Origin of the sequence: Arachidicoccus sp. BS20 (genome assembly GCF_001659705.1) — a bacterium.
Classification (GTDB): Bacteria; Bacteroidota; Bacteroidia; order Chitinophagales; family Chitinophagaceae; genus Arachidicoccus.
The window spans coordinates 1,417,398-1,443,818 of record NZ_CP015971.1; the positions used below are offsets into that span (position 1 = coordinate 1,417,398).

The 26,421-nt window shown below is 38.9% G+C and carries 31 protein-coding genes and 2 riboswitches; of the genes, 24 read left to right on the top strand and 7 right to left on the bottom strand.

Going from position 1 to position 26,421, the window contains the following annotated elements:
• Window positions 1-111 precede the first annotated feature (111 nt).
• The 3 genes from A9P82_RS06335 to A9P82_RS06345 are packed head-to-tail and all read left to right on the top strand — an operon-like array spanning window position 112 to window position 1,814.
• Window positions 112-444, top strand: coding sequence for a PadR family transcriptional regulator (locus A9P82_RS06335; RefSeq protein WP_066205545.1), 333 nt, complete (start codon window positions 112-114; stop codon window positions 442-444).
• A 2-nt stretch (window positions 445-446) separates the two neighbouring features.
• Window positions 447-1,115: a hypothetical protein gene (locus tag A9P82_RS06340; protein WP_066205548.1), complete on the top strand. Its 669-nt coding sequence runs from the start codon at window positions 447-449 to the stop codon at window positions 1,113-1,115.
• 3 nt (window positions 1,116-1,118) lie between these two features.
• The gene (locus tag A9P82_RS06345) at window positions 1,119-1,814 is read left to right on the top strand and encodes a hypothetical protein (protein WP_066205550.1); all 696 of its coding nucleotides are present in this window, start codon (window positions 1,119-1,121) and stop codon (window positions 1,812-1,814) included.
• A 38-nt stretch (window positions 1,815-1,852) separates the two neighbouring features.
• On the opposite strand, the gene A9P82_RS15400 is transcribed toward A9P82_RS06345, so the two are convergent.
• The 3 genes from A9P82_RS15400 to dacB form a co-directional block, all read right to left on the bottom strand.
• On the bottom strand, window positions 1,853-2,014 hold the full coding sequence (locus A9P82_RS15400) for a hypothetical protein (RefSeq protein ID WP_156522616.1): 162 nt from the start codon (window positions 2,012-2,014) through the stop codon (window positions 1,853-1,855).
• 11 nt (window positions 2,015-2,025) lie between these two features.
• Window positions 2,026-2,469: a DUF6934 family protein gene (locus tag A9P82_RS06350; RefSeq protein ID WP_066205553.1), complete on the bottom strand. Its 444-nt coding sequence runs from the start codon at window positions 2,467-2,469 to the stop codon at window positions 2,026-2,028.
• A gap of 61 nt (window positions 2,470-2,530) precedes the next feature.
• A complete protein-coding gene (gene dacB, locus A9P82_RS06355; protein ID WP_197492256.1) occupies window positions 2,531-3,985 on the bottom strand; it encodes a D-alanyl-D-alanine carboxypeptidase/D-alanyl-D-alanine endopeptidase in 1,455 nt (484 codons plus the stop codon).
• Window positions 3,986-4,042: 57 nt separating this feature from the next.
• Here dacB and A9P82_RS06360 point away from each other — a divergent pair, with 57 nt between their 5' ends.
• The 16 genes from A9P82_RS06360 to A9P82_RS06430 all read left to right on the top strand — a co-directional run bounded on the left by A9P82_RS06360 (window position 4,043) and on the right by A9P82_RS06430 (window position 17,321).
• A complete protein-coding gene (locus A9P82_RS06360; protein WP_066205558.1) occupies window positions 4,043-4,414 on the top strand; it encodes a hypothetical protein in 372 nt (123 codons plus the stop codon).
• Between the two features lie 61 nt (window positions 4,415-4,475).
• On the top strand, window positions 4,476-5,255 hold the full coding sequence (locus A9P82_RS06365; RefSeq protein WP_231891217.1) for an MBL fold metallo-hydrolase: 780 nt from the start codon (window positions 4,476-4,478) through the stop codon (window positions 5,253-5,255).
• Between the two features lie 40 nt (window positions 5,256-5,295).
• Window positions 5,296-6,249 (top strand): ComEA family DNA-binding protein, encoded by a 954-nt coding sequence (locus tag A9P82_RS06370; RefSeq protein WP_066205561.1) that lies wholly within the window; start codon window positions 5,296-5,298, stop codon window positions 6,247-6,249.
• 33 nt (window positions 6,250-6,282) lie between these two features.
• Window positions 6,283-6,345: riboswitch (Fluoride riboswitch) on the top strand.
• Between the two features lie 44 nt (window positions 6,346-6,389).
• Complete coding sequence (locus A9P82_RS06375; RefSeq protein ID WP_066205563.1) at window positions 6,390-7,745, top strand: voltage-gated chloride channel family protein; 1,356 nt, start codon at window positions 6,390-6,392, stop codon at window positions 7,743-7,745.
• Window positions 7,732-8,103 carry a DUF190 domain-containing protein gene (locus A9P82_RS06380; RefSeq protein WP_066205567.1) on the top strand — a complete coding sequence of 124 codons (372 nt, stop codon included), beginning with the start codon at window positions 7,732-7,734 and terminating at the stop codon, window positions 8,101-8,103. The genes A9P82_RS06375 and A9P82_RS06380 overlap by 14 nt, the downstream gene beginning before the upstream one ends.
• 81 nt (window positions 8,104-8,184) lie before the next feature.
• Window positions 8,185-8,553, top strand: a complete 369-nt coding sequence (gene crcB, locus A9P82_RS06385; RefSeq protein ID WP_066205569.1) for a fluoride efflux transporter CrcB — start codon at window positions 8,185-8,187, stop codon at window positions 8,551-8,553.
• A 12-nt stretch (window positions 8,554-8,565) separates the two neighbouring features.
• Window positions 8,566-9,012 (top strand): universal stress protein, encoded by a 447-nt coding sequence (locus A9P82_RS06390; RefSeq protein WP_066205571.1) that lies wholly within the window; start codon window positions 8,566-8,568, stop codon window positions 9,010-9,012.
• Between the two features lie 2 nt (window positions 9,013-9,014).
• Window positions 9,015-9,082: riboswitch (Fluoride riboswitch) on the top strand.
• Between the two features lie 28 nt (window positions 9,083-9,110).
• Entirely contained in the window at window positions 9,111-10,310 is a 1,200-nt protein-coding gene (locus tag A9P82_RS06395; protein ID WP_066205573.1) for an MFS transporter, read from the top strand.
• Window positions 10,311-10,343: 33 nt separating this feature from the next.
• Complete coding sequence (eno, locus tag A9P82_RS06400) at window positions 10,344-11,654, top strand: phosphopyruvate hydratase (RefSeq protein ID WP_066205578.1); 1,311 nt, start codon at window positions 10,344-10,346, stop codon at window positions 11,652-11,654.
• 88 nt (window positions 11,655-11,742) lie between these two features.
• Window positions 11,743-12,294 carry an inorganic diphosphatase gene (locus tag A9P82_RS06405; protein ID WP_066205584.1) on the top strand — a complete coding sequence of 184 codons (552 nt, stop codon included), beginning with the start codon at window positions 11,743-11,745 and terminating at the stop codon, window positions 12,292-12,294.
• Window positions 12,294-13,067 (top strand): metallophosphoesterase family protein, encoded by a 774-nt coding sequence (locus tag A9P82_RS06410; RefSeq protein WP_066205587.1) that lies wholly within the window; start codon window positions 12,294-12,296, stop codon window positions 13,065-13,067. The genes A9P82_RS06405 and A9P82_RS06410 overlap by 1 nt, the downstream gene beginning before the upstream one ends.
• Before the next feature lie 64 nt (window positions 13,068-13,131).
• Window positions 13,132-13,908 carry a metallophosphoesterase family protein gene (locus A9P82_RS06415; protein ID WP_066205589.1) on the top strand — a complete coding sequence of 259 codons (777 nt, stop codon included), beginning with the start codon at window positions 13,132-13,134 and terminating at the stop codon, window positions 13,906-13,908.
• Window positions 13,909-13,915: 7 nt separating this feature from the next.
• Window positions 13,916-14,329, top strand: a complete 414-nt coding sequence (locus tag A9P82_RS06420) for an NUDIX hydrolase (RefSeq protein WP_197492257.1) — start codon at window positions 13,916-13,918, stop codon at window positions 14,327-14,329.
• Between the two features lie 2 nt (window positions 14,330-14,331).
• Window positions 14,332-15,048 (top strand): hypothetical protein, encoded by a 717-nt coding sequence (locus A9P82_RS15625; RefSeq protein ID WP_197492258.1) that lies wholly within the window; start codon window positions 14,332-14,334, stop codon window positions 15,046-15,048.
• Complete coding sequence (locus A9P82_RS15630) at window positions 15,006-15,746, top strand: MutS-related protein (protein WP_197492259.1); 741 nt, start codon at window positions 15,006-15,008, stop codon at window positions 15,744-15,746. Before A9P82_RS15625 ends, A9P82_RS15630 begins: the two co-directional genes overlap by 43 nt.
• A 45-nt stretch (window positions 15,747-15,791) precedes the next feature.
• Window positions 15,792-17,321 carry a MutS-related protein gene (locus tag A9P82_RS06430; protein ID WP_197492260.1) on the top strand — a complete coding sequence of 510 codons (1,530 nt, stop codon included), beginning with the start codon at window positions 15,792-15,794 and terminating at the stop codon, window positions 17,319-17,321.
• Between the two features lie 2 nt (window positions 17,322-17,323).
• Here A9P82_RS06430 and A9P82_RS06435 read toward each other — a convergent pair whose 3' ends face one another.
• From A9P82_RS06435 to A9P82_RS06445, 3 genes are all read right to left on the bottom strand, one after another.
• The gene (locus tag A9P82_RS06435; protein ID WP_066205596.1) at window positions 17,324-17,995 is read right to left on the bottom strand and encodes a DUF1345 domain-containing protein; all 672 of its coding nucleotides are present in this window, start codon (window positions 17,993-17,995) and stop codon (window positions 17,324-17,326) included.
• Window positions 17,996-18,087: 92 nt separating this feature from the next.
• Window positions 18,088-19,353, bottom strand: coding sequence for an endo-beta-N-acetylglucosaminidase H (locus tag A9P82_RS06440; protein ID WP_066205599.1), 1,266 nt, complete (start codon window positions 19,351-19,353; stop codon window positions 18,088-18,090).
• 103 nt (window positions 19,354-19,456) lie between these two features.
• Window positions 19,457-20,830, bottom strand: a complete 1,374-nt coding sequence (locus A9P82_RS06445) for a SusD/RagB family nutrient-binding outer membrane lipoprotein (protein WP_082915259.1) — start codon at window positions 20,828-20,830, stop codon at window positions 19,457-19,459.
• A gap of 210 nt (window positions 20,831-21,040) precedes the next feature.
• Here A9P82_RS06445 and A9P82_RS06450 point away from each other — a divergent pair, with 210 nt between their 5' ends.
• From A9P82_RS06450 to lpxB, 3 genes are all read left to right on the top strand, one after another.
• Window positions 21,041-21,847, top strand: coding sequence for an SDR family oxidoreductase (locus tag A9P82_RS06450; protein WP_066205605.1), 807 nt, complete (start codon window positions 21,041-21,043; stop codon window positions 21,845-21,847).
• A 12-nt stretch (window positions 21,848-21,859) separates the two neighbouring features.
• A complete protein-coding gene (locus tag A9P82_RS06455; RefSeq protein WP_066205608.1) occupies window positions 21,860-22,678 on the top strand; it encodes an SAM hydrolase/SAM-dependent halogenase family protein in 819 nt (272 codons plus the stop codon).
• Between the two features lie 146 nt (window positions 22,679-22,824).
• Complete coding sequence (gene lpxB / locus A9P82_RS06460) at window positions 22,825-23,943, top strand: lipid-A-disaccharide synthase (protein WP_066205611.1); 1,119 nt, start codon at window positions 22,825-22,827, stop codon at window positions 23,941-23,943.
• 88 nt (window positions 23,944-24,031) lie between these two features.
• Here the strand turns inward: lpxB and A9P82_RS06465 are convergent, their stop codons facing one another.
• Complete coding sequence (locus tag A9P82_RS06465; RefSeq protein WP_066205614.1) at window positions 24,032-25,054, bottom strand: T9SS type A sorting domain-containing protein; 1,023 nt, start codon at window positions 25,052-25,054, stop codon at window positions 24,032-24,034.
• Window positions 25,055-25,489: 435 nt separating this feature from the next.
• Here A9P82_RS06465 and A9P82_RS06470 point away from each other — a divergent pair, with 435 nt between their 5' ends.
• Together A9P82_RS06470 and A9P82_RS06475 are read left to right on the top strand one after the other, a co-directional pair.
• Window positions 25,490-25,876, top strand: coding sequence for a helix-turn-helix domain-containing protein (locus A9P82_RS06470; RefSeq protein ID WP_066205617.1), 387 nt, complete (start codon window positions 25,490-25,492; stop codon window positions 25,874-25,876).
• Between the two features lie 56 nt (window positions 25,877-25,932).
• Window positions 25,933-26,280, top strand: coding sequence for a helix-turn-helix domain-containing protein (locus A9P82_RS06475; protein WP_066205620.1), 348 nt, complete (start codon window positions 25,933-25,935; stop codon window positions 26,278-26,280).
• Window positions 26,281-26,421: the final 141 nt, after the last annotated feature.

Consider the following 26,421-nt stretch of genomic DNA (forward strand, 5'->3'; position numbering starts at 1 on the left):
CAAATTTGTTCGCAATTTTTAACGTTGCTTTTTTTCTTACTCCTTTAAAAAATATACATAAGTTGTCAATGTATTGTTTGTTTATGTATATTTGTTGTACAAATCAATAGTATGAACAAAAGTATTTTATATAAAGGCTGCCTTGAGCCAATAATTATGAAGCTGTTGCACGAAAATAAAAGAATGTACGGCTACGAAATTACGCAGCGTGTGAAAGAGCTGACCAAAGGCGAGCTGAACATTACGGAAGGCGCGCTGTATCCGCTTTTGCACCGCTTGGAAGCCGAAGGAATTTTGCAGGCGGAAATGGAAAATATCGGCAACCGCGTGCGCAAATATTATTCGCTTACCAAAGACGGCAAAAAACAAAAAACTGCCGCGATGAGCGAGTTGCAGAACTTTGTAAATACACTTCAATTAGTGCTTAACCCTAAACTTGCATGACCATGTTGAACGAAGAACAAATAAAAACACTACAAAATTATTGCTACGCAAAAGGCGTTGTTTATTACGATTTGGAGCAAGAAATTACCGACCATTTAGCTTCGGTAATTGAAGAAGAGCAGGCACAATTTCCCGGCAAATCTTTTGAAAATATTCTTGAAGAAAAAGCGCCTGAATTTTCTAAAGAATGGAAAACGATTGAAACGGAAAAGCGCAAAGCCTTGCGCAGCGAGTATTTGAAAGAATTTGGGAAAGAGTTTAAAAGCTTTTTTACTGTGCCGAAAATTGTGGTAACGATTGCAGCAATTATGCTAATATTTATTGATATTTTCCCTTCCAAATATCTTTATTATACAGCTTTGCTTTCTTTTTATTTTATAGGTTCTCTAACTGTTAGCAGAGGACAATTATTTAAATATTTAATGAAGAAAAGAAATAAAGTCATATTGGCATTCCGTATTCAACGACATCTATTTCTCATTATTACAATCCTTTTTTATACGTACGTTTTTTTAGTTCCATTAATTTATAAATTTTACAGTAAAGAATATGGACATTTATTAATGCGTCCAGTCTTGTTAATATCCATCTTATATTATTCGGAAATTATTGTTTCAAAAAAATTACTTCAAAAAATTCACAACAATTATCCCTTAGCATTTCAATCATAAACTATGTTGAACGAAGAACAAATTAATCGTTTATATAAATTTTGCGTGCAGCATTATGTGCGTTATTACGACGTGCAAATCGAGTTGGTTGACCATCTTGCAAATGCTATTGAAGCAAAAATGGATGCAGATAAAAATTTAGATTTTGAAACCACTTTAAACAGTGTTTATGCGGGTTTCGGGCGAATGGGATTTTCAAAAATCATATCGCAAAAAACAGAAGCCGCATCCAGACAAATCAGAAAAAGAAACTGGAATTATTTCAAAGAATATTTTACTGTTCCAAAAATTGCAGTTACGATTTTGTTCATCAGTGTCTTTACTTTTCTTTATTTTGAAGTAAATAAAAACAATTTGAAGATATTGGTTGGAGCAACGGTAATTTTCTTCATGTTAGCCGTAATCTTGTCCATAATTTTTTATTTCAGAGCATATAAAAAAACGAAGAAAGAATTGCTTTGCTTAAAATATTCAAATGTGTTTCAGCCTTTAGGAATTGTGTGTCAACTTCCTAACTTTTTAAACCTATTTTTCTTTGGGAAAAAAGATATTTATGATAACCTCACACAACATCCTGTTTATTATTTCCTGTTCGTCATCATATTTGTTGCACTGCTGTTGCTGAGTTTCGCATCGTTAAAAACATACAGGGAAATTCAGGAAAACGCAAGAAAAAATTATCCGTTGGCATTTGAATAATTGAATATTGCATTGATTATGCACCGTTTCTCAGCAACTTACTCAGGCAGTTTTGCGGCAGACAATATTTTATTTGCTTTCGCCATTTTCTTTTTAAAAAAAGGTGCGTCTTCAATATTGTCCAACTTTTTATTGACTTTAATTTTAAGCACTTGTTTGACTGGCTCTTGCTTTTTTATTTTTTTTTCGATCGTTTGCATCACTTACAAAATTATATTTTTTTTCTAACAAGAAAAGCATCGTATTCTTTTCCCTTTTTAAAAATTTCCCAATCTTGCCCGTTATATCCAAAGACTTCAAGAAAATCGCTTATTTCCTCAAAGTTATTGGAAATTCCAATTCTATAAAGTCTTGTTCGGGATGGCGTACTGCCCGTAGCAAAAACATATTTATCAGGATACTTCTCAAAAAACTTCAATACAGTCAACGCTACGGTCGCCAAAACCTTTTTGCTGTCGCTGTTATTTGTTATGACAATATCGCTGATAATTCCCGTTTCTATATCAACATCGCCAAAACCCAAATTGAAAACTTTGGGATTATCGGTTTGTCTGAAAATGACTTGCTTTTTTATTTTTCCATTTGGACCTTCGCTGAAAAATTCAAACCGTAATAGCGACGAATTGGACTCTATATAATACTTTTCATTTTTCACACAATAAAATTAGAATATTGTTGGGAAACAACGGAATAATTGAACATCAATATTCAACACATTATTTCAACACATCCAATATTTTATACATCTTCGGCAATAAGTTGTATTGGCTTCCGTAATAATCATTGATAATCATCGAGAATACATATTTCTTTCCCGATTTGGAAGTTTGATAACCCGCGTAAGCCTTACATGCGCTAATGGTTCCGCTTTTCATTTTCGTGCCGTTATAAGTGGGCAAAGATTTATAAAATTCGCTGAACCAATCTTTCTTTTGCGCGTACAACAAAGCCGTAACTTCGGCGTGCGCCGTTACATAATCCTGCGGCGAAAGTCCGCTCCCGTCAATCATGTGCAACGAAGCATAATTAATTCCGTTTTCTAACCAGAACTTGCGAATTACGCTTACGCCTGCTGCTGTTGAAGCATTGTTTTTTTCCTGCCAACCGATGGCTTTCGCAAAAGATTCTCCGTAAAGATTAACACTCTTTCGCAGAAAATGATAAATAATATCGCGCGCCGACGGCGAATTGTAAACAGCCAGTTTGGTCGTCATCTTCGGAGCGTTTTTGTCCATTAAAATAAAGTCAGATGCAGTTTTAATTTCTCCGGTCAAACTAATATTTTTTTCGCCCAACCATTTTTTTAGTTCATAACCGAACTGCAACGGCGGATTGGGCATTGAGCCTGTAATCATCAACGATTTTCCCGCAGGAACAGAACCGTCGGCATACACAACGGGAGAATACGGTGCAACATAAATGGTGCTGTTGTCGCCCGAACCGGCACTTCCTGTTGTTAATCGATTTACTAATTTTGCACCTTGCAACTGCGGGTCAATTTTTGTAACGGCAACATCATCGCCCACGCTTTTTCCGGGACGCAAAGTCAGGTTGATTTGGTTTTCATTCCAGTTAATTCCCCAATCGCCTGCACCGTAATAATTTCCCAAATCGTCCCAGGGCCAGCCGCCCGGCGTTGGATTGAATCCCCAGCTGCTTTCGTCAATAATTATATTACCGTCTATTTGTTGAATACCCGCATTCGCAATAATTGAAAGAAATTTTTCTTTCACATCTTCCGGCTTGAAACCCGCGTATCGCCAGCTTCCCAGCGTTGGGTCGCCAAAGCCTCTTACAATCAAATCGCCTTTTAAAATGCCGTTGGAAACATTTCCGTTATAACCGATATCCGTCTTAAAAGTATAATTATCTCCGAGAATTTCAAACGTCGCAACTGTTGTAAAAATCTTTTGTGTACTCGCAGGCGACAATCCTTTTTCTCCATTGTATTGATACACCAATTTCCCCGTGGAAGCATCTGCAACGTAAAAACTTATGGAAGCATTTTTCATTTGCACATCGTTCAACAAATGTTGCGTTGCAGTAGCCAATCTTGTTTTAACCTCCTGAGCAAAAACAGGAACGCTAAAGGTTATCAATAATAAAGAGACAAAAATCTTGCGCATAATATCGTTTTGGTCAAAAATAAGAAAACAATCGTAATCAGTCATTTAGCATAAATTCAAAATATTTTATCGTAATTTGCTCAATATAAAATCGCCGACCGGATGAAAAAATTTTTCATTGTTTTTTGTGTTATCATTGTTCTGCTTTGCGGCGGATACGTTTATTGGCGTTACTTTTTTGTATTTGCTGAAGGCGTAAAAACAGGCGTGTTGAACTTTGCGGTTTATAAAGGAAATATTTTTAAAACATATGAAGGAAAATTAATTCAGCAAGGTTTCGGTTCGCAGAACAAAGGTCCGCTCCAAAGCTATGAATTTGAATTTTCCATCAAGGACAAAAAAATATTTGATACGCTGGAAGTCAATAGCGGCAAGGTTTTCGACCTTCATTACATTGAATATCACGGACGCATTCCATGGCGCGGCAATACGGTTTATATTGTGGACAGCATTTTGGCGATGAGAAATAACTGACGTGAAGCGTTATATTTTTCACAACTCTCGATTCACGTCTCACGACAAAAACAATATTCTTTTGAACACAAAAAAATTACATATCACATTTCTTGGAACCGGCACCAGCAGCGGCGTTCCCATGATTGCGTGCCATTGTAAAGTTTGTTCATCAACCAATCCGAAAGACAAAAGATTGCGCAGCAGCATTTTGATAAAATCGGACAAGACGACCGTCGTCATTGATACAACGCCCGACTTTCGCACACAAATGTTGCGTGCACAAAACGACACACTTGACGCTGTGCTCTTCACACACGCGCACAAAGACCACATCGCGGGCTTGGACGATATAAGAGCTTACAATTATTTCCAGAAAAAAAGCATTGCTGTGTATGCAACGGAGGAAACGCAAGTACAATTGCGGCGCGAGTTTTATTATGCTTTTGATGAACCGAAATATCCGGGCATTCCGCAGATTGATTTGTTCACGATTAATTACAAGCCGTTCTTCGTAAACGAAATAAAAGTAACGCCCATAAAAGTGTGGCACCATCGGCTGGAAGTGATTGGTTTTCGCTTCGGCAATTTCACATACATTACAGATGCAAACAAAATTGATGATGTTCAGAAAGAATTAATCAAAGGTTCTGAAACACTTGTTATAAATGCGCTTCGCAAAGAAAAACATATTTCGCATTTTACATTAGGCGAAGCAGTTGAGTTAGTTGATGAACTAAAAATACCGAATGCCTACTTTACGCACATCAGCCATCAGCTTGGATTGCACGATGAAGTTGAAAAAGAATTGCCGCTGCATATTCATTTGGCGTATGATGGTTTGACATTAGACGTAGAATAAGTTTCGTAACTTAACTGTCTAACCTTTTAAACCCTCTTCTATGAAAAAAATCGATTGGAAAAGTTATTTTCATTTTTCAAAAAAAGAACGCAATGCAACGCTTATCATTATCGCAATTATCGGAAGCGTCACGGCTGCATCGATGTTTTGGAAAACCAATGATAATGTTGAAACCACACACCAATTCGTACAAACACTTACTGACAGCGCTACAAAACTTTCGTCGCATATTGCAACTTATCACAACAATGTAAATCAAGAAATCGACTTTGTCAATTTCTTTGAATTTGACCCGAACACTTTGGACGAAAACGGTTGGAAAAAATTAGGCTTGCCCGAAAGAAATATTCATACGATTCTCAATTACCGCAACAAAGGCGGAAGATTTTACAAGCCGGAAGATATCAAAAAAATTTACGGACTCAATCAGTCGCTCGCAGACAAACTCATTCCCTACATTCACATAAAAAGCAATATTCATCAGCATTTTAGCAATTATTCATCAACACATTCTTACTCTTATCAAAACAAATCTTCTAAAGAAATTGCCGCAATTGATATTAACACAGCAACGGCAGATGAATGGAAAAACCTTCCCGGCATCGGCGAAGTACTGAGCAAACGAATTGTAAAATTCAGAACTGCAAAGCACGGTTTTAAAAGCATTGATGAAGTGAAAAAGACTTACGGTATCAGCGATTCAACGTTCAATCTTATTCGTCCGTATCTTACAATTAACGACACCCTTGTTCAACAACAAACATCGCAGAATGCAAGTTCACAAACACCCGCAACATTGATAAATATTAATACTGCAAGTGAACAGCAAATGCGCGACAGTCACAAAATTTCGTACAGCATTATTAAAGCGATTATCATTTACCGCGAGCAACACAATGGTTTTACATCGGTGGACGAATTGAAAAAGATTCCTTTTATATCCGAAGAAACATACAACAACATTTCTCCGTATTTAACCGTAAAAAACGAATAATTTTTATTCTTAATAATTATGATTTATCTTTGCATCGCAAAAGGAAATGGTGTCTTCCTTCTCCAACCGCTAAAAGCTGATGGCGCCTACAAATTTATTAACCGTGTTGTAAAAACACATAATTTTTATTTGTAGGATTCATGAAAAAAATCAGGACTTCTTTCGAACATTTTTTTATCACAAAACATTTATTGAAGTGGGCAATTATTTCAATTCCCGTAGCAGCAGTTATAGGCTCCATAGTCGCATTGTTTTTATGGCTACTGGAACGTGCAACTGAAATACGCTGGCAACATTCGTGGTTATTGTTCCTGTTGCCGCTGGCAGGTATTTTCATTTATTTTTCTTACAAATGGTCGGGCAAAAATGCGGAAGGCGGCAATAATTTAATTGTAGATGAAATTCACAAACCTGGTGGCGGCGTACCTTTCCGCATGGCGCCATTGGTGTTGGCAACTACTGTGATTACGCATTTTTTCGGTGGTTCCGCAGGCAGAGAAGGCACGGCAATTCAAATCGGCGGAAGCATCGCAAGTTTTTTTGCCAGAAAATTCAATCTGTCAAAAGACGATATTCGCATTCTGCTAATGATGGGAATCGCCGCAGGTTTCGGTTCTGTTTTCGGCACGCCGCTCACAGGCGCAATATTCGCATTGGAAGTATTAACCGTTGGAAAAATTAATCACAATGCCCTGCTGCCATGCCTCATGGCAAGCGTAGTTGCCAACATTGCCTGCAAATCCTGGGGCATCGAACATACACAATATGCGATTGCTTTTAAAGACGTTATTAAAGCATTTGGCGTTATACACTTTGATGTATTGTTATTACTCAAAGTAATTCTTGGCGGCGTATGTTTCGGGCTTGCGGGATATTTGTTTTCCGAACTTTCCCACACCATAAAAAATTATAGCAACAAGCTGATTAAAATAAAATGGCTGATACCTTTTACCGGCGGCTGCATCATTATTGCACTGACTTACATTTTGGGAACAGATAGTTATTTGGGACTTGGTGTAACAAATCTGAATCCCAATTCAGTAAGCATTGCTACTTGTTTTACCACAGGCGGCGCGGGCTATTTCAGTTGGTTTTGGAAATTGCTATTTACGGCAATCACGTTAAGCATGGGCTTCAAAGGCGGCGAAGTAACACCATTGTTTTTCATTGGGGCGGCATTGGGAAATGCTGTTGCACAAGTTACAGGCGCACCTGTCGATTTAATGGCAGGACTTGGTTTTATCGCTGTGTTTGCCGGCGCTACCAATACACCGGTTGCGTGTACAATTATGGGCGTAGAACTTTTCGGCGGTGAATATCTCATTTATTTTGCGATTGCCTGCTTTACTGCATATTATTTCAGCGGACATACAGGCATCTACGGCACACAAAGAATAGGTGCGCCTAAAGCCCAAGATTTACTACACCATAATAATAAAACATTGCACGAAGTAAGAGATAAACGAATTAATAACAAGAAAAATGGAACATTCTAAAATAAAGAATCATAAGCTGGGCAACTTACGGATTTATGTAGAGCCTTCTCATAAAATAAGGCACGGCGACAGAACACTATTCAGAAAATTGTTTCCCAAATCTGCGTATCTTCATATTATCAAAGAAGCCCAAAAAGACGGCATTATCAATGCTACCGTTCACAATACGCACACAAGTTTTACCAGCGACGGTAAAATAGTAATGCAAAGCGCAGAGGGCGACAGTTCACAATTAGCGATGGTTGTGGAACTGATTGATAAAAGAGAAAAATTAGAAACATTTTTTTTAAAACATAAAGACTTATTACATAACAAAGTGGTTATTTATAAAGAAGTGGAATTTTGGGATGTTGAATGAAATTTCTCACAGAGAATACAAAGAAAAAGAGGCTCAAAAAAACATTTACTCCATGACTCTGTGTGAAATAAAAAGAAGTACATGAAACCGATTTTATTTGTTGGACTTGGCGGAGCAATCGGCAGTATATGCCGGTATTTGGCACAAGTGGGCATCAGTAAAATAATTGCGCTGACGTTTCCGCTCGGTACATTTATTGTAAATATTGCAGGATGCTTTATCATCGGTTTATTGTATGGCTTAGCTACACGACAAGCATGGTTTACTGCCGAATGGAGATTGTTCTTAATTACCGGAATTTGCGGCGGATTTACTACATTTTCGAGTTACTCATACGAAAGTGTCAGCCTGATGAATCAGGGCAATTATTTATACTTCGTTTTATATGCGGGGTGTAGCGTAATACTTGGATTTTTGGCTACATGGTGCGGCACATTATTATTTAAATAAAACTGTTGCAATATGGATACGATATTCAATAAAATATTAATCGCGGTTGATGACAGTGCATTTTCGATGAAAGCTGCACACACAGGCTTTGCCATTGTTCATGCAACAAAAGCAGCCGTTGCACTTGTATATGTGATTGACCAATCCAAAGAAGTCGTCAATGCCGATTTGGGCATCACGCCTGAGCAAAGCCAATCTGCTTTACTGAACGAAGCCGAAAGAACGATACAGCAATACATTCAACTATACGACGGCGAAGACGAAGTGTTGCGCTTTACGCCCACAGGCATTCCCGAAGAAGAAATCATCAATATTGCCAACCAGTGGGAAGCCGATTTAATTGTGATGGGAACACACGGGCGCACAGCAATCGGACGAATATTAAGCGGCTCAAAAGCCGAGTATGTTGTTCGCCATGCAACAGTTCCCGTGCTGCTGACGCCGCCAAGGATGCAATAAATTTAAAAAAAGGTAATGGCATTCTACCTTATCAACCGCCTTTAAGAAGGACGATGATGCCTGTAAAAATTAATCAAAAAGATTAATCATTTATAGGTATGGATATCAACAAAAAGAAAGCTACCACATTTGTAATCCTGCTTGGCTGCATCAGCCTGTTTGCCGATATGACTTACGAATCGGCGCGAAGTATTAACGGACAATATCTTGAAGTGCTTGGCACGTCAGGAACAACCGTAGGTTGGGTTGCCGGTTTAGGCGAATTGCTTGGTTATGGTTTAAGAATTGTTTCCGGTTACTTCGCCGACAAGACAAAAAAATATTGGCTTATTGCCATTTCGGGTTATATCATCAATTTACTTTCCGTGCCGTTGCTTGCGTTAGCTGGTTATTGGCAACTCGCCGTTGTTTTAATGATTTTGGAAAGAATAGGCAAAGCCCTGCGCACGCCTTCGCGCGATGCAATGCTGTCGTTCGGCGCAAGCCAAATGGGCAGCGGCTGGGGCTTTGGCTTGCACGAAGCAATGGACCAAACAGGCGCCACAGTTGGACCATTGCTGATTGCTTTGGCGTTGTATGCACACAACAATAACTACAAAATTGCTTACGCTTTTTTGGCAATTCCCGCAATTATTGCTATCACTATTTTATTAGTTGCAAGCTCATTATATCCCAATCCTTCCAATCTTGAAATAAAGAATACAAGTCTTGTTACAAAAGGTTATCCCAAACTTTTTTGGCTCTATATTTTATCGACAGTTTTTATTGCTTTGGGCTACGCCGATTTTCCTTTAATGGCTTATCATTTCAAAAGTCATTCAATAATGAATGATGAAACCATTCCGATATTTTACGCCATCGCAATGGCTGCCGAAGGACTTGTTGCGCTGTTGCTGGGCAAATTATTTGACAAGCTGGGCATCACTGTTTTAATTGTTGCAAGCTTTATTGCATTCTTTTTTGCACCGCTTGTTTTTCGCGGCAATTTTTTCATGGCGCTAATCGGCGTTATTATTTGGGGTATTGGCATGGGCGCGCAGGAATCGGTGATGAAAGCCATTGTTGCAGAAATGCTTCCAGCACAAAATCGCGGCAAAGGCTTCGGATTGTTCAACACGGCATTCGGCACTTTTTGGTTTACGGGAAGTTTTATCATGGGTCGGCTGTACGACATTTCTATCAACAGATTAATCCTTTTTTCGGTCATTACGCAATTAATCGCCGTTATCCTCTTAGTGTTTCTTATTGACGGCAAGGCATTGAAAATATTGAAGGTAAAACAGAACATACATACTTAACAAAACAAATTTTAAATCAAAATAAGTCACAAAATGAAGATTACAAAAATCCATGCGAGAGAAGTACTCGATTCAAGAGGCAACCCAACGGTTGAAGCGGAAGTAAATATTGAAGGCAGCTTCAACGGCGATTCGTCTATCGTTCGCAATGTAAAAGGCAGAGCCATTGTACCGTCGGGCGCAAGCACGGGCGAAAGAGAAGCCGTTGAACTGCGCGACGGCGACAAGAAACGTTACAATGGCAAAGGCGTTTTAAAAGCGGTAAGCAACGTGAACGACATTATTGCAAAAGCGCTTGAAGAAAAATCTTTCGCTTCACAGGCAAAGCTGGATGAAGCCTTATTGCAGTTGGACGGAACGCCCAATAAAGAGAAGCTCGGCGCGAATGCGTTACTTGCGGTTTCTATGGCTTATGCAAAAAGCATGGCGGCATATAACAAAGAACCGTTGTATCAATATTTATACAAAAGAGATATTTACACATTGCCTGTTCCTTGTATGAATGTGATTAACGGCGGCAAGCACGCGGATAATAATGTAGACTTTCAGGAGTTTATGATTGCGCCACACAATGCCGTTTCTTTCAAAGAAGCCATTCGCATGGGCGAAGAAACTTTTCATGCTTTGAAAAGTATTTTGAACAGCAAAGGTTATTTCACGGGCGTGGGCGACGAAGGTGGTTTTGCGCCGAATTTAAAATCGAATGAAGAAGCCGTTGAAGTCATTCTTGAAGCGATTAGGAAAGCAGGTTATGAAGCAGGAAAAGATATTTCACTTTGCCTTGACCCTGCAACAAGCGAAATGTGGCAGGATGGAAAATATGTTTTTTTCAAGAGCGATAAATCATCCAAAACTTCGGAAGAAATGATTGTGTTGTGGGGCAGTTGGCTCAAACAATACCCCATCGTTTTGCTGGAAGACGGTTTGGGCGAAAACGACTGGGACGGCTGGCAACTGATGACTAAAGAATTAGGCAATAAGATTGAATTGGTGGGCGATGATATTTTCTGCACCAACCCTGCCATTCTGCAAAAAGGCATTGATGAAGGCGTTGCCAATTCTGTTTTAATCAAATTAAACCAGATAGGCACAGTTACGGAAACGCTGCAAACTATTGATCTTGCGTACAAAAACAATTACAACTGTTTCATCTCGCACCGCAGCGGCGAAACGGAAGATACAACTATCGCAGACCTCACGGTTGCATCGGGAGCGGGGCATTTGAAAACAGGAAGCGGTTGCAGAGGCGAGCGCATTGCGAAGTTCAATCAACTGTTGCGCATCGAAGAAGAATTGGGGGACAAAGCAACATTTGCAGGCATTAAAACTTTTAAAAATCAATAATATTTTGCCACAAAGACACAGAGAACACGAAGAAAAACCTCTGTGAACTTTGTGCCTCTGTGGTGAAAAAAATTAAACAACTTTAATTATGGAAATTATTAAACAAGTAGTGCATCCGTGGCACATATCTATCGGCGATAAAGCACCGGAAATCGTTAAAGCCGTGATTGAAATTCCAAAAGGCAGCCGCATGAAATACGAGCTGCACAAAGAATCGGGATTACTGCAATTAGACCGCGTTATTTATTCGTCCACGCATTATCCCATGAATTACGGATTAGTACCGCAAACTTATTTTGATGACGGCGACCCGCTCGATATTCTCGTTATGTGTTCGTTTGAAATACAGCCGCTTTGCGTGGTGGATACAAAAGTTATCGGCATCATGCACATGGAAGATGAAAACGGCATCGACGACAAAATTTTGTCCGTAGCCGCGAACGACCCTGCATTTGCACACATCAGCGACATTACAGACATTCCGCAACATTTGATGAATGAACTGAAAAACTTTTTTGAAAGCTATAAAGCGCTGGAAAATAAAACCGTGAAAGTCGGCGATATGTACGGCAAAAAAGAAGCATGGAAATGCGTACAACGAAGCATAAAATTATACAATGAGAAATTCGGAATAGCATAATGAAAATAGCCGTATTCAGTGATGTTCACGCGAATTTGCCTGCGCTTCAAGCCGTGTATGCACACATTTTGAAGCAAGGCGTGGACGGCATTTATTGCCTCGGCGACTTGGTCAATCAAAATGTGTGGAGCAATGAAGTGATTGATTTTATAAAAGAACACAACATTCCATGCGTGCGTGGCAATCACGACGAAGGCATCGGCAACGATAAATACAATTTTAATTTTTCTTTCGGCACGGACGATGAATTGAAATGGGGCAAAGAAGCGATTGCATACACTTTACAGCGCACAAATGCTTCAAACAAAGAATGGCTCAAACAGTTGCCTTTGAAGTTGCAACTGAAAGTAAAAACAAATTTTGGCGAACTGAAAATCACGCTTACGCATGGAACGCCGCAAAGCAATACAGAACGCATTTACAGGTTTTATCCTTCGTCGCAATTATTGAAAATCCTGGATGAAGAAGACACTCATATTTTGCTCATCGGCAATACCCACGCATCTTTTCACAAAGAGATTATTAAAGAAAACAACGGGCAAATCTTTTACAAGCACATCATCAATCCCGGTTCGGTAGGATGCCCGAAAGACGGGAGCTGGCACGCCTGCTACGCTATTGTTTCGATTGATGAACAAAAAGATTTTCATACGGAAAGCGATGCCGTTGAAGTACAGTTTTTTCGCCTGGATTATGACATTAATACCGTTATCAGAGAAATTAAAAAAAGCGGGTTGCCCATTTATTACGGAGGGCGATTATTAAAATATTAAAAGCCTCCCTAAATCCCTCCAAAGGAGGGACTTTAAGAAAGCAAAGAAAAATTAAAAATAAAAAATGAAGCTTGCATTTATCAGCGACATTCATGCGAATCTTCCGGCGCTGGAAACGACGCTTAGATTTATAGAACGCCAAAAGCCCGATGGCATCTACTGTTTGGGCGATTTGGTAAATTTTGCGTGCTTCGATAATGAAGTAATTGATTTGCTCAGAAAGAACGATATTCCTTGCATTCAGGGCAATCACGACGAAGGCATCGGCAATCATAAAAACGATTTTTCTTTTTCTTATGCCAATAAAGAACAGAAAAAATTCGGCTTGCATTCTATCAAAAGAGTAAATAAAATTATCACGGACGAGAACAGAAAATATTTGTCCACGCTGCCTTTTATGTTGCAGTTGGAATTTCGTTTTCCGTTTCATCATTTACGTTTGGCAATGGTGCATGGCAGCCCTTTTTCCAACAACGATTATGTTATGGAAGCCACGCCGGACGAGCTTTTGAACGAAATGATGGACAATGTAAATGCAGATATTTTATTGATGGGACACACGCACGTTCCTTATCACAAAACCATTTTTTGCGAAGAAGAAAATAAGAAAATTTATCGCCACGCAATCAATGTTGGTTCAGTTGGAAAGTCAAAAACGGGCAGCACAGATGCTTGTTGCTGCTTTGTAAACATCAACCACGAAACAACTTTGGAATCGCCTGAATCTGTTGAAGTGCATTTTGAATTTTTGCCTTATGACAAGGCGCGTGTTGTGCAAAAAATTCATGATGAAGGTTTATCTCATGCGTATGATAATTATTTTAAAACAGGAAAAAATTAATACGATTATGAAAAAAGTTCTTGCTGCAGGCGGCATTGTTATCAATCAGGACAAAGAATTATTAATGATTTTCAGAAGGCTTCTTTGGGACTTGCCAAAAGGCCATCTCGACAAAGGCGAAACGCTTGAAGGTTGCGCCATTCATGAGGTTCAGGAAGAAACGGGTTTGAAAAATTTGCAGTTAAAAGGCTTTGTCGGCAAAACGGAACATATTTATTATGAAAGAAAATTTCGCGAAGAAGCCATTAAAGAAACGCATTGGTTTGAGATGCTCGGTGACAAAAATGAGCAGCTTATTCCGTTGGAAAAAGAAAGCATCGAGCGCGCTGAGTGGGTGCCGAAAAGCAAGCTGAAAAAATATTTGTTTAATACGTTTGAAAATGTAGAAGAAATTATTAAGAAATCTTCGATTTATAACTAAAAATGTCGTTCAAAAGTATTTTATATAAAAATTCAGACGTTCAATCGCACGTTGAAAACACGCCTGAAATTTTTGTCGATTTGCATTTAGACCAAGTCGTAAATAAAATTACAGAAGACAAAGCGCAGTATGATTTGAAGCCGTTTTTTTATTTGCCTTTGCAAGACAAAGACGAAATTATGTATCGTCAAAATGTGATGAAAGATTTGGAAGATGCAACGCTGATGAATCTTATAAAATCTTTCGCCGCCGCGATGAATGATATGCGCACCTTACTGCAAAAACAGGAAAAATATTTTTATCCTTATCAAAAAGAAAGAACATTCTTGGACGCTGTAATCCTTTACTGTCAAGGCGTTCAGACTTTATCTAAAAATATTTCTTCTTACAATTTGTCTTCCGAAGGATTGCTCTCTTTCAAAAATTATTTGTCGGAATACATGGCGTCGCAAACATTTATTTCTCTAAATGATGATGCTGAAAACCTGCTTTCCGATTTGGAAAAAATAAGATACAATGTACTCATCAACGGGCTTACCATCAACGTAAATGCGCATCATTCCGAAAGCGATTACAGCAGCGAAATTGCACAGATATTTGACAAATTCAAATTCAATCCTGCGCACGATTACACGGAAAAAACTTTTGACAGCAAGGACATTAATTTGACAGGGAAGTGCAATTTTATGCTTCTTACCTCGATTATATCAACGCCATAAAACAAAAAGATTTAAAATTTTGCTATCCCGAATTATCCGACAGCAAAGAAGATATTTACGCTTACGACACTTTCGACATGGCGCTTGCGCACAAATTGTCGCAGCAAAACAAAACGGTTGTGTGCAACGATTTTTCCCTGAAAGGTAAAGAACGCTTCATCATTGTAACGGGACCGAATCAAGGCGGCAAAACAACTTTTTCAAGAACATTCGGGCAGACGCATTATCTCGCCTCACTCGGTTGCGCCGTGCAGGGCAGCAAAGCAAAATTGTTTTTGTTTGACAATATTTTTACACATTACGAAAGAAAGGAAGATGTGGAAACGCATCGCAGCAAGTTTGAGGACGATTTAATAAGAGTGCATACAATTTTGGATGAAGCTACACCGCGAAGCATCATTATTTTAAACGAAATATTTTCATCCACTTCGCTGGAAGACGCCATCTTTCTTTGCAAAAGAATTATGGAAAAAATTGTGTCGCTCGATTCACTTTGCCTGTGGGTTACGTTTATCGACGAATTAGTTAGTTATAGTGATAAAACGGTAAGCATGGTAAGTCTTGTGAACAAAGAAAATCCTGCAATACGCACATTCAAAATAATGCGCAAAACGCCCGACGGCATTGCGTTTGCGCTGTCCATTGCAGAAAAATACAAGCTCACATACCAGCAGCTTAAAGAACGATTATCACGATGAATGTTTCCGCCTCGGTACGTGTCTCACGTACCGAAATTGCGGTTCGTGCAGACACAAACCGCGGCGTTGGAAAATAAAAAAGAACGCATGAACGCACATCTTTTATACCGCAACAAAGACTTCAATATTGAGCAATCAATATTGTGGAACAGCGAATTGCTCCTGCAGGATTTCGGGTTGAAAATATTGTTCGATTGTATGTCTGGCGGCGACGATTTAATCTTTACAGTTGCCAAAAAAGTAATCCTTTCTTCCACGTTCATTGACGAAGCAACCATTCATTACCGGCAGGAAATTTTGAAAGATTGTCTGACAAACAGTTCCGTTATTGAAGCCATGTATAAGCTGTCGATTGAAGCTGTCGAAAGCCGCAAACACACGTGGTACAGCATTTTCACGAAACACCCGACGTCCGTCCTTTCGGGTTCGGTCGGGCTGATGAACATTTATCTTGATTACCTGAAATCGTTGCGCGATTATGTAAAACAACACGAAGGAAGATTTTCTTCCGAAGGTTTTGTCAATTTATTTTCTGTATTGAAAAAAGAAATTTCAGACGAATACATCGATGAAGTAAAACAGCAACTTTTGCAGCTCAAATCCAAAGACGGCATATTGATGAGCGCGCAGTTGGGCGCGGGCAACAAAGGCGTAAATTATACGCTGCATTCGTTCACGGCAAAGCGTTTGAATTGGTTACAAAAAATGTTTCCGCCGAAATTGCCGGGCTATACTTTTCAAATCAATCCGCGCGACGAAAGCGGCGCGCGCGCCGTTGCGGAACTCAACGATAACGCCGTTAGAAAAGTCGCCAACATTGTTGCAGATGCCAACGAACATATTTTAAATTTCTTTACCGTTTTGCGAAACGAGTTAGCGTTTTGGCTTGGAAATATCAGGCTGCATCAGCGTTTCAGCGAATTGGGCTTGCCGTTTTGTTTTCCAAAAACTTATTCATCAACCCATAAAAAACATAACTGCAAAAATTTGTACGATGCTTGTTTGGCTTTGAGTATGAACAAAAAAATTGAAACGAATGATTTAATCGCGGATGATAAAAACCTCATCATTATTACAGGTGCCAACAAAGGCGGCAAGTCCACTTTCCTCAGAAGCATTGGCACGGCACAGTTGATGATGCAGTGTGGAATGTTTATGGCAGCCGAAAAGTTTGAAGCAAATCTTTGCAGCGGTGTGTTCACACACTTCAAAAGAGAAGAAAACAACACGATGGAAAGCGGCAAGTTCGATGAAGAGCTGAAACGCATGGACGACATTACCAATCATCTAAAACCCACATCGTTGCTGCTTTTCAACGAATCGTTTGCAGCGACAAATGAAAGAGAAGGCTCTGAAGTGGCAAGGCAAATTATTAACGCATTGCTTGAAAGCGATAATAAAATTTTCTTCGTTACACATTTGCACGATTTGTCAAACGGGTATTTCAAAAACAATCAGAATAACATTTTATTTCTTCGTGCAAACGACGACAATAGTTTTAAATTAAAAGAAGATGCGCCGCAAAAAACAAGCAACGGCGTGGAATTATATAGAAAAATATTCAATAAGAAATAATTTTACTTCGACACTAATCCCGAAATAATATTCACGGAAAGCGCGATGATAAGTGCGTTGAAAGCAAATGAAAACAAACCGTGCAGCAAAGCGAAACGCCTTATATGCTTTCCGGAAATTTCGATATCCGATACCTGAAATGTCATTCCTATCGTAAAAGAAAAATATGCAAAGTCGATAAAATCAGGCTTTTCTTTTCCCGGGAAGTCAAGTCCGCCTTTTTCGGATGAATTATTTTCTTTATCGATGGCATAATACAAATTCGCGTAGCGCAACGTAAAAATCGTGTGAATCAAACACCAAGAAAGTATCATGCAAATAATTCCTGAAACCAAATGAAACGCTTTGCCTTCTCCGGTTTGCGAATTGGAAATTATCATATCCACAACCGCAAACATACTCCAAACCGTTGCCAACAATGTAATGATGAATACAATAATCCGGCTACCGTCTTCACGCTGCGCCTCATTTCTTATGTCTCGCGGCGGCGTTGTAAAAAATGTAATCCAACTGAGGATTAATAAAGCGACACAAAACACATTCCATCCGAAAACCGCTCGTGGCAACGGTTTCATCGGACAAAGAAAATATGCTATAACAGCAATCATTAAACCGATGACAGCTTTTTGCGGTTCGGAAATTTTATTCAGAAAAGAAATTAATTTTGCACACATACCTTACAATTGTAGCATGAAGATAAAAAATAGCCAAGCAATTGAAGACTACTTGGCTATTTATCAATTAACTTTTAAAAGACAACTTTATTTTATTGAATCTTTACAGAAGATATTTGGTCATTGGCGTTGATAATACTGAATAACCCGGGACGTGCTGTAAGCCTTGTAAAGTCAACTGTACTCTCTGTTACAGTCCATGAAGTTCCTGAAAAATTATCGTTGGTATAAAGCACCGCCGTCCACCCCGCAGGTAGCTGAACAGAAGAAGCCCAGTCATTTACAAAGCCGTAAGCCTGCAACTGAGACAATGTATAATTTCCTTTAGGAATTTGTTGCGTAGCCGCGCCGCCATAATTGATGTCCTGATAAAATATTGCGCCGGAACTCGGTGGAGCAAGCGTTGTATCGGTTACATTTACTGTATTTTCGTTGTACAACACATTCGAAATACCTGATAAATAGCTTGCTCGATTCGTTGCATCAAGATTATAATATAAATAAACCCCATAGCCTCCGGAGATTGTTTGCAGCGCAAAAGAATTAGCCGTACTTTGACTTGTAGAAGTAACATCTATTGCCGCAGCGCCCAGATTGGCATTTCCCAAGCCGGGAACGCTTGGTGCAGCAAATGTTCCATAATAAGGATTCCAACTATAATTCACATAACTACCGGCTTGTGCACCATTGTAAGAAAGATGAGAAATAGATGGTCCTATATAATAAAACGAAATAATCTTGTTGGGCATTAAAGACCGGAGTTCTTCTACCAGCAACATAAAAGAGCTATCATTGGAATTCGGAAGACTTCCATGCTGCCCGTATTCTGCATATTCATCGTCAAAGTCAATACCATCCAAGCCGTAAGTCATTACGGCATTTGACAATTGCGCTGCAAAGTCGTGCGCCGCAGCCCTGCTTGTAAAATTACTGATACCAGCACCCTGATGATTGCCCAAAATACTCAGCAAAACCTTAATTCCTTTTGCCTGCAATGGCTGAATATAAGTGCTTGCATTGGTAAGCACATTTGTTACCTGCGGATTGTCGTACAACACAGCTTTGCCTTGTGTCGCATCATAATTGATATTTGCCGCGAAAATAATTCCAATGTCAAACAACTGTTGTCCACTATTTTGGAGAACGTAATTGCCCACATTCAAAATATTGTTGCTGTTCACTTCAACATAGCACACACCGGTGGGACCGTTTTTAGAGGAGAGAGTAGCAGTTGATTGAGTATTTGCAGCAGCCGATAACTCAGGCTTAAAAGCTGTTTCGTTTACATTTTTGCTACAGCCAACGAACAGCCATACCAACAATGCTGATATAGCGATATACATACTTGTCTTTTTCATAGAGATTATATTTAAATTGTAAAAAATAATATCCACTCTAAACAATAAGTATGGCTATTAAATCAAGAGACTGCCTTCGTAAAAGCAGCCTCTTATTGATTATTTAAAAATTTCCTTTTCCTGCAACATCCCACCAAACGCGTTGTCCGCCATCGTCTTTGCCATTCAGGTATTTTTGTATTGCTGCATTCACAGCATCGGCATTCTGCGTCTTTTGGTCTGAACAATAAGGAATTCTGCGAATCTGAATTTTCGTATCAATAGTTCCGCCGCTATTGTTCACTACCACAGGAAATAACCGTGGATATCCTGTTCTTCGATAATCTGCCCACGCATCGGCGCCGTCGGGGAACATAGCTATCCATTTTTGTGTAATGATGCGTTCCAATTTTTGTTCATCGGAAGCATTTTTATCCCATTTCACTGTTATAGTACTTAATGCGGGACTGCTGTTATCTGCACCATTAGGGTCGGTGTATGCAGTTTCTTTGCCGGTAGAATTATCTAAATAACTTCCTATATTGGCACCCCATTCGTTCATAGAAACCTGAATGCCTTGCTCATAATCATTTTGCGCATCGCCTGCATTCGCCCATCCTCTGAGAGCCGCCTCGGCTTTCAGAAACCATGCTTCTGCCGCAGACATAATCAGCTGCGAAGCGCTTTGCGAAAAGGCGCCGTTTACATTCAAATTGGAATAACCAACATACGTATCGTGAGCGCCGGCACTGATATCTCCTCCTATTCTAAGTCCAATGTATTGCCCCGCTACGGAAGCATCTGTCGCAGGCAAGAAATATTTGCTTATTCTCGGGTCGCTATATCCGTTCATATAAGTAATGATGGCAGCGTTTGCTCTGGTATCGCCCCAACCTGCTACAAGGTCATAATCATTTGTACCACCATTCCAGCCTGCATATATACTCATCTTTGCAACATCGGCAGCAGTGGACAACAAGCCACCATCATCTGCCAATGCTTTTTCGCCCTGTGTTTTAGCTGTTGCAGGGTCTGCTTTTACGATACGCATAGCCAAGCGTAATCTTAATGTGTTGGCATATTTTATCCACTCTGTACAATTTCCGCCATAAACACAATCATAATTACCCACAGCAGAAGAAGAACCGTTTGCCTGAACGTGCGCTTTTAATAAATCCAAAGCCGTATCTATCTTCAAAAACATTAAAGAGTACACATCTTGTTGCGAATCATAAGGATAACTACCTGTAACCGTGCCATCTACTTTAGAATAAGGGATAGCTCCGAACCTATCGGTAACTCTTGCAATAGCCGTAACTTCGGTTAAGCGTGTCATTGCATATACTTCGGGATATGCTTCTTTTAATCCAGATTTGTATAAGGCGTAGAAATCAGCCATTACATATCTGTATGCCGGGTTAAAAGAACTATTTTGCCAGTTAGGCGCAAAACTATAATTTAATAAGTGAAAGCATATCTTACCAAAGGCGGAAAGCATAAGTCAAAAAGAGTTTTGTATGCGGTTTCACTTTCATACAAGGCTATTTCATACTTGAGTGTTTCTAATTGTTCGTTGTTCAGCATTACCTCTCGCGGCTTGAATAATTGAGCAAAATACAAATTTTCAAAGTATGTAGTATGATATTTACATTTTTTACTTTTGAAATGAAACGATGTTATTTACTTTTGCTCATAATAAATTAATTCCATGTCATCATTTGAAAATAAAGTGGTTGTCATCACAGGCGGTTCGGAAGGAATTGGCAAAGCATTGGTCGAATTGTTTCTGCAACAAGGCGCAAAGGTGGCGACTTGCGGACGAAATTTTGATAAGCTATACCAACTCCAAACCCTGCATCCAAATTTACCTTTGTTCACACACACAGCCGATGTGAGTAAGCAAAACGAATGTGAATCATTTATACACGCTGTAATTAAAACTTACGGCACGATTGATGTGTTGATTAATAACGCCGGCATTTCCATGCGCGCTTTATTTGCCGATACCGAAATAAGCACGCTGCAAAAATTGATGGATGTAAATTTTTGGGGCGCAGTTTATTGCACTAAATATGCGTTGCCTTACATTATTCAAAACAAAGGAACTATTGTAGGAATCTCGTCTATCGCGGGTTTCAGAGGACTGCCGGGACGCTCAGGCTACTCTGCATCCAAGCACGCACTCAATGGCTGGCTCGAAACCATTCGTACGGAGTTGAGAGAAACAGGCGTTTCCGTAATTACAGTTTGTCCGGGATTTACAGCGTCCAACATTCGCAAAGTAGCATTGAACAAACACGCGCAGCCGGAAGACGAATCGAAACTGGATGAAGGGAAACTAATGCCTGCTGAAGAAGTGGCGCAACATATTTACAACGCTATGCTGAAGAAAAAGCGCACACTAATATTAACAACACAGGGAAAAGAAACCGTATTCTTAAACCGTTTTCTTCCATCGCTTGCAGATAAACTGGTACACAAATTTTATTTCAGAAAAGGAGAATTGATAAAATAGATTTTTGCGCAAATGGCTATTGTAACGCTATCAACCGATATTGGAACTTATGATTTTATTACGGGCGCTTTCAAAGGTCAGTTGCTGTCGTTGCATCCTGCATTGCAAGTAGTGGATATATCGCACGATTTGTCTTCAAGTAATTTTGCGGAAGCAGCATACATTTGTCAGAATGCTTTTAAACATTTTCCCGGCGAAACCATTCACATTGTAATCGTGAATTTGTTTGAGTTTAAACCCACACATTTTCTCATCGCAAAATATAGAAGCCAATACATTCTTTGTCCGGACAACGGCATTCTTACAATGATATACAAACAAAAGCCTGCCGAAGTGTTTAAAGTAAACATTTCGCATCAAGCGCCATTGAATACCTTACAGTATTTATCGGCGTTTGCGGCAGCGACGAGTAAATTGGTTTTAGGAAAATATCCTTTGCAAATAGGCGAAGAATTTACAAATTTTACAGAGCGTTATCCTATGCGTCCGAGCTTTGGCGGCAACTGGCTGGAAGGACAAATTATATTTATAGACAAGTTTGAAAACGTGGTAGTGAATATTTCCAAAGAAGAATTTGAAGAATACCGCGATGGAAGAAATTATAAAATATCTTTCGGCAGAAACAATATTATCGACCGCATTCAGGAGAATTATTCCACAGTTGCAAGTGAAGAATTTCTGGCACATTTTAATTCCGCAGGAATGCTTGAACTCTCTGTAAAAAACGGAAATCTTGCGAGCTTATTCGGCTTACAAGGTTATAACGAAGAAAATAGTTCTCAAAAAGCAAGAACGTGGTTTTATCAGTCTATCAGAATATTTTTTGAATAAAGCCTCCCTAAATCCCTCCAAAGGAGGGACTTAGGAAAAAACGAGGAACACGTTTGCACGTCATTCCCGCGCAGGCGGGAATCTCGAATAACATTTGATTATTCATAGGCAATTAAACAGTTCTTCTATGGACTATTAACTAAAAAATGAAATACTACATTATAGCAGGCGAAGCAAGCGGCGATTTGCACGGAAGCAATTTAATCAAAGAATTGCAACATTTCGACCATGACTGTATTATTCGTTGCTGGGGCGGCGACAAAATGCAAGCCACAGGAGCCACGCTGGTAAAGCATTACAGAGATTTAGCGTTCATGGGTTTTGTGGAAGTTGCGATAAACCTGCGAACCATTTTAAAAAACCTTTCTTTCTGCAAAAACGATATTATCAGTTTCCAGCCCGACGTTTTAGTATTGATAGATTATCCCGGTTTTAATTTGCGCATTGCAGAATGGGCAAAACAACAAAATATAAAAGTTGTTTATTACATTGCTCCTCAAGTTTGGGCTTGGAAAGAAAACCGTGTGCCCAAGATGATGCAAAGCATTGATAATATGCTCGTGATTCTTCCTTTTGAAAAAGATTATTTCAAAAATAAATTCGGCTGGAATGTTGATTACGTGGGGCATCCGCTTGTAAAAGTGATTGAAGATTTTAAAAATGAAAACATCAATCATTCAGCTTTAAGCGACAAAAAAATCATTGCTGTTTTACCCGGAAGCCGCAAACAGGAAGTGGCTAAAAAATTGCCGGTTATGTTACAAACGGCAAAGCATTTTCCCGAATACCAATTCATTGTTGCACAAGCTCCTTCGCTGGACGAAAGTTTTTATCAACCTTTTTTAAGCGATTACCCGAATGTTTCGATTGTAAAAAACCAAACCTATCTCCTGCTCTCAAACGCAGTCGCAGCAATGGTTACAAGCGGAACGGCAACTTTGGAAACAGCTTTATTTGGCGTGCCGGAAATTGTTTGTTACAAAGGAAGCAACATCAGTTATCAGATTGCGAAACGATTGATTAAAGTGAAATATATTTCGCTCGTGAATTTAATTATGGATAAATTGGTAGTGAAAGAGCTAATCCAAAACGATTTAACAGAAAATAATCTTGTAAAAGAATTACGGCTTCTTTTGACCGACGAAGCCAAACAAATGCAGCTTAAAAACGATTATCAACAATTGAAAAACATCCTCTCTGCCGGAGGCAATGCTTCGGCAAATGCAGCTAAAGAAATTGTTGATTTTTATAAAAAAAGCAGGTAGTAAAAACCACCCGCCTTTTTAGCTAAGTTTAACCAGCTTAACTAACATGAAAAACCTTAAACAATCCTTTCTTTATATAAACCAACTTTTACTTCTTGATAAATTCCAAAGAAGTGGATTTTCCATTTTTATTCGTAATATTTACAAAGTAAATACCCGAAGCATACGAAGAAATATTCAGCGACAGCTCTGTTCCTGAAACGCTTCCGGACGCTGCGACACTACCCGCAACATTTACAATACGGTAGGTACTGCCCGCTTCCAGATTAGTTACGTGTAACAAACTCACTACCGGGTTTGGATACACCGAAGGCGATGAACCTGCCGTAATATACACAGACACTACCGGCGAATATTTATAGGTATCATCACTATTAATTTCTTTCAGCCGGTAATAGCTTGTTGAAGATAATGGTGCTGCATCTGTATAGTGATAAGTCAAATCTCCGCTGCTGTTGCCGTTGCTTGATTTTGTATTTACAAATCCGATTTTAGTAAAGCTGCCTTTATTGGCGCTTCTTTCAATATCAAAACCTTTGCTGTTGATTTCACTACCGGTAATCCAGGTAAGTGCAACGCTTTTGCCTGTTGGAGTTGCGGTAAATGATTTAAGCGTAATGGGTAAAGAAGTAGCTTTACATGATGTAATAGCAATATAATTGGAGTTTTGTTTAATCGTATCGCCCGCATGGTATTCTTTTCCACTAATCGTTATAGATGACGACTCATCGCCTAATATGACTGTAGTTTGTCCGTTGTTATTATACCCACTTAACGATAAATTTCCAAACACAAAAATGGTACTTGTTCCTCCAAGACTAATATTGCCAAATTTGATATTTCCTGAAGCATATATTTCTTTCGAAGTTACATTCTGCACTTGTGCAACTGTAATAGTGCCCGTAAATGATAAATAGTCCCAATTATTGATATTTACGGAATTGGAAATCGTCCCACTACCTTCAAAACAAGTACTCCCATTATAATTTTTATTAGTTAATGTTCCACTAACGGTAACTTCGTTTGTACAATCCGGCTGTACCCAGCATTGAGCGTAAATGTTTGCAGACAATAATGTGCTGCCAATAATTAAAGTAAAGATTTTTTTCATTGTAAAATTTGGGGTTTAAATTGATTTTGAACTAACACTTAGTTTAGGGTTTATGTTGATTGTTTCAAGGGTATAATAAACCTGTATAAACGTTTGTGTATTGTCGAGTGCAAAGCAATCATTATTATTACGCCAGTCAAATTTTGACACTACTCAAATGGAAGCTAAACTTCCTATTTGGTAGTTTAACATACACCCTCCTTTTTGGAAATAATAGCGGTGTGATTATACATTTGCTTCATAAAAATGCTGAGAAGCATAAACAAAGCCTTTATTAACCCAAGAGGAGCAAACCATTACAGATGACAATAATTAATTCTGCGAAACCAACAACAGACTAAACAAAAACACAATCGTATTAAGCAGACTTAGGCGTTTTAATGAGCCGGAAAATTTACACATCTGTAACAGCTAATCTTACAAAACAATCAGTCGTTGAAAGTAGGCGAATCGATACGTGAGATAAGAGAAGTAGAAAAAAGTTTTAAGCGTACTTATGTGGCGCAAAAGCTCGGCATCTCTACACGAGCATACGCCAATATTGAGAATAATATAGCCAACATTACCTTGAACCGGCTGGAAAAAATAGCCGTCATTCTGGAATGTACACCGCAGTATATCTTGAATTACAAAAAAATCAAAGACTCTTACTTACATAATATTCATAACAACGGAAACGCAAATCCAGATACCGGACAAACAAACAGAGTACAGACAGAACACTCAAAAACAGAAGAACTATATAAGGAATTACTAACTATTGAAAGAAAGCGGATAAGACTACTGGAAGCATTATTAAAAAGCTACAATATAGATTTCTAAATTGCAATAAAAAATGAAGACCCTTTCTACTATAAACCCGTAAAAAATCAACCCCAATGGAAATAGGCAGCAACATAAAAGCAATACGTGAGAAAGAAAAAGGACTAAAAAAAGAAGATGTAGCCAAAGCATTAGGCATCAGTGCAAAAGCATATAACAACATCGAGAATAACAATACCGATATTACGCTCAAAAGGCTCTACGAAATAGCCGACATCTTCGACGTTGCGCCGGATTATATACTTACTTATCAGGACAAATCCAATGTCGTAAAGTTCAACAGTTATACAGGAATTATTATGAATACAAAATATTCCGAAATAGCCTCCTTAGAGCAACAACTGAAAGAAAGTGCAAACGAGCTGACAGCCCTTCAATCAAGAATAAGTGCAGAAAGTATATAAGCACCAAACAACTAAACAATTAGTCACATAAAGAAATTAATAATTATAAACCGTAAATATCTTTTTTCTTCACAATTTATTTATACTAACAAATGTTACAGATTAGGAAATAGTTCGTACATTTAACTGAACTAAGAAACT

Excerpts from the sequence above, each read along its gene's own strand:
- A9P82_RS06405 (WP_066205584.1), top strand. The coding sequence starts at position 11,743 with ATGGAAATTATTAAACAAGTAGTGCATCCGTGGCACATATCTATCGGC.
- A9P82_RS06420 (WP_197492257.1), top strand. The coding sequence starts at position 13,916 with ATGAAAAAAGTTCTTGCTGCAGGCGGCATTGTTATCAATCAGGACAAA.
- A9P82_RS06340 (WP_066205548.1), top strand. The coding sequence starts at position 447 with ATGTTGAACGAAGAACAAATAAAAACACTACAAAATTATTGCTACGCA.
- A9P82_RS06465 (WP_066205614.1), bottom strand. The coding sequence starts at position 25,054 with ATGAAAAAAATCTTTACTTTAATTATTGGCAGCACATTATTGTCTGCA.
- A9P82_RS06410 (WP_066205587.1), top strand. The coding sequence starts at position 12,294 with ATGAAAATAGCCGTATTCAGTGATGTTCACGCGAATTTGCCTGCGCTT.
- A9P82_RS06435 (WP_066205596.1), bottom strand. The coding sequence starts at position 17,995 with ATGTGTGCAAAATTAATTTCTTTTCTGAATAAAATTTCCGAACCGCAA.
- A9P82_RS06455 (WP_066205608.1), top strand. The coding sequence starts at position 21,860 with ATGGCTATTGTAACGCTATCAACCGATATTGGAACTTATGATTTTATT.
- A9P82_RS06415 (WP_066205589.1), top strand. The coding sequence starts at position 13,132 with ATGAAGCTTGCATTTATCAGCGACATTCATGCGAATCTTCCGGCGCTG.
- A9P82_RS06360 (WP_066205558.1), top strand. The coding sequence starts at position 4,043 with ATGAAAAAATTTTTCATTGTTTTTTGTGTTATCATTGTTCTGCTTTGC.
- A9P82_RS06345 (WP_066205550.1), top strand. The coding sequence starts at position 1,119 with ATGTTGAACGAAGAACAAATTAATCGTTTATATAAATTTTGCGTGCAG.
- A9P82_RS06445 (WP_082915259.1), bottom strand. The coding sequence starts at position 20,830 with ATGCTTTCCGCCTTTGGTAAGATATGCTTTCACTTATTAAATTATAGT.
- A9P82_RS06440 (WP_066205599.1), bottom strand. The coding sequence starts at position 19,353 with ATGAAAAAGACAAGTATGTATATCGCTATATCAGCATTGTTGGTATGG.
- A9P82_RS06395 (WP_066205573.1), top strand. The coding sequence starts at position 9,111 with ATGGATATCAACAAAAAGAAAGCTACCACATTTGTAATCCTGCTTGGC.
- A9P82_RS06335 (WP_066205545.1), top strand. The coding sequence starts at position 112 with ATGAACAAAAGTATTTTATATAAAGGCTGCCTTGAGCCAATAATTATG.
- lpxB (WP_066205611.1), top strand. The coding sequence starts at position 22,825 with ATGAAATACTACATTATAGCAGGCGAAGCAAGCGGCGATTTGCACGGA.
- A9P82_RS06375 (WP_066205563.1), top strand. The coding sequence starts at position 6,390 with ATGAAAAAAATCAGGACTTCTTTCGAACATTTTTTTATCACAAAACAT.
- dacB (WP_197492256.1), bottom strand. The coding sequence starts at position 3,985 with ATGACTGATTACGATTGTTTTCTTATTTTTGACCAAAACGATATTATG.
- A9P82_RS06380 (WP_066205567.1), top strand. The coding sequence starts at position 7,732 with ATGGAACATTCTAAAATAAAGAATCATAAGCTGGGCAACTTACGGATT.
- A9P82_RS06475 (WP_066205620.1), top strand. The coding sequence starts at position 25,933 with ATGGAAATAGGCAGCAACATAAAAGCAATACGTGAGAAAGAAAAAGGA.
- A9P82_RS15625 (WP_197492258.1), top strand. The coding sequence starts at position 14,332 with ATGTCGTTCAAAAGTATTTTATATAAAAATTCAGACGTTCAATCGCAC.
- A9P82_RS06370 (WP_066205561.1), top strand. The coding sequence starts at position 5,296 with ATGAAAAAAATCGATTGGAAAAGTTATTTTCATTTTTCAAAAAAAGAA.
- A9P82_RS06450 (WP_066205605.1), top strand. The coding sequence starts at position 21,041 with ATGTCATCATTTGAAAATAAAGTGGTTGTCATCACAGGCGGTTCGGAA.
- crcB (WP_066205569.1), top strand. The coding sequence starts at position 8,185 with ATGAAACCGATTTTATTTGTTGGACTTGGCGGAGCAATCGGCAGTATA.
- A9P82_RS06390 (WP_066205571.1), top strand. The coding sequence starts at position 8,566 with ATGGATACGATATTCAATAAAATATTAATCGCGGTTGATGACAGTGCA.
- eno (WP_066205578.1), top strand. The coding sequence starts at position 10,344 with ATGAAGATTACAAAAATCCATGCGAGAGAAGTACTCGATTCAAGAGGC.
- A9P82_RS15400 (WP_156522616.1), bottom strand. The coding sequence starts at position 2,014 with ATGCAAACGATCGAAAAAAAAATAAAAAAGCAAGAGCCAGTCAAACAA.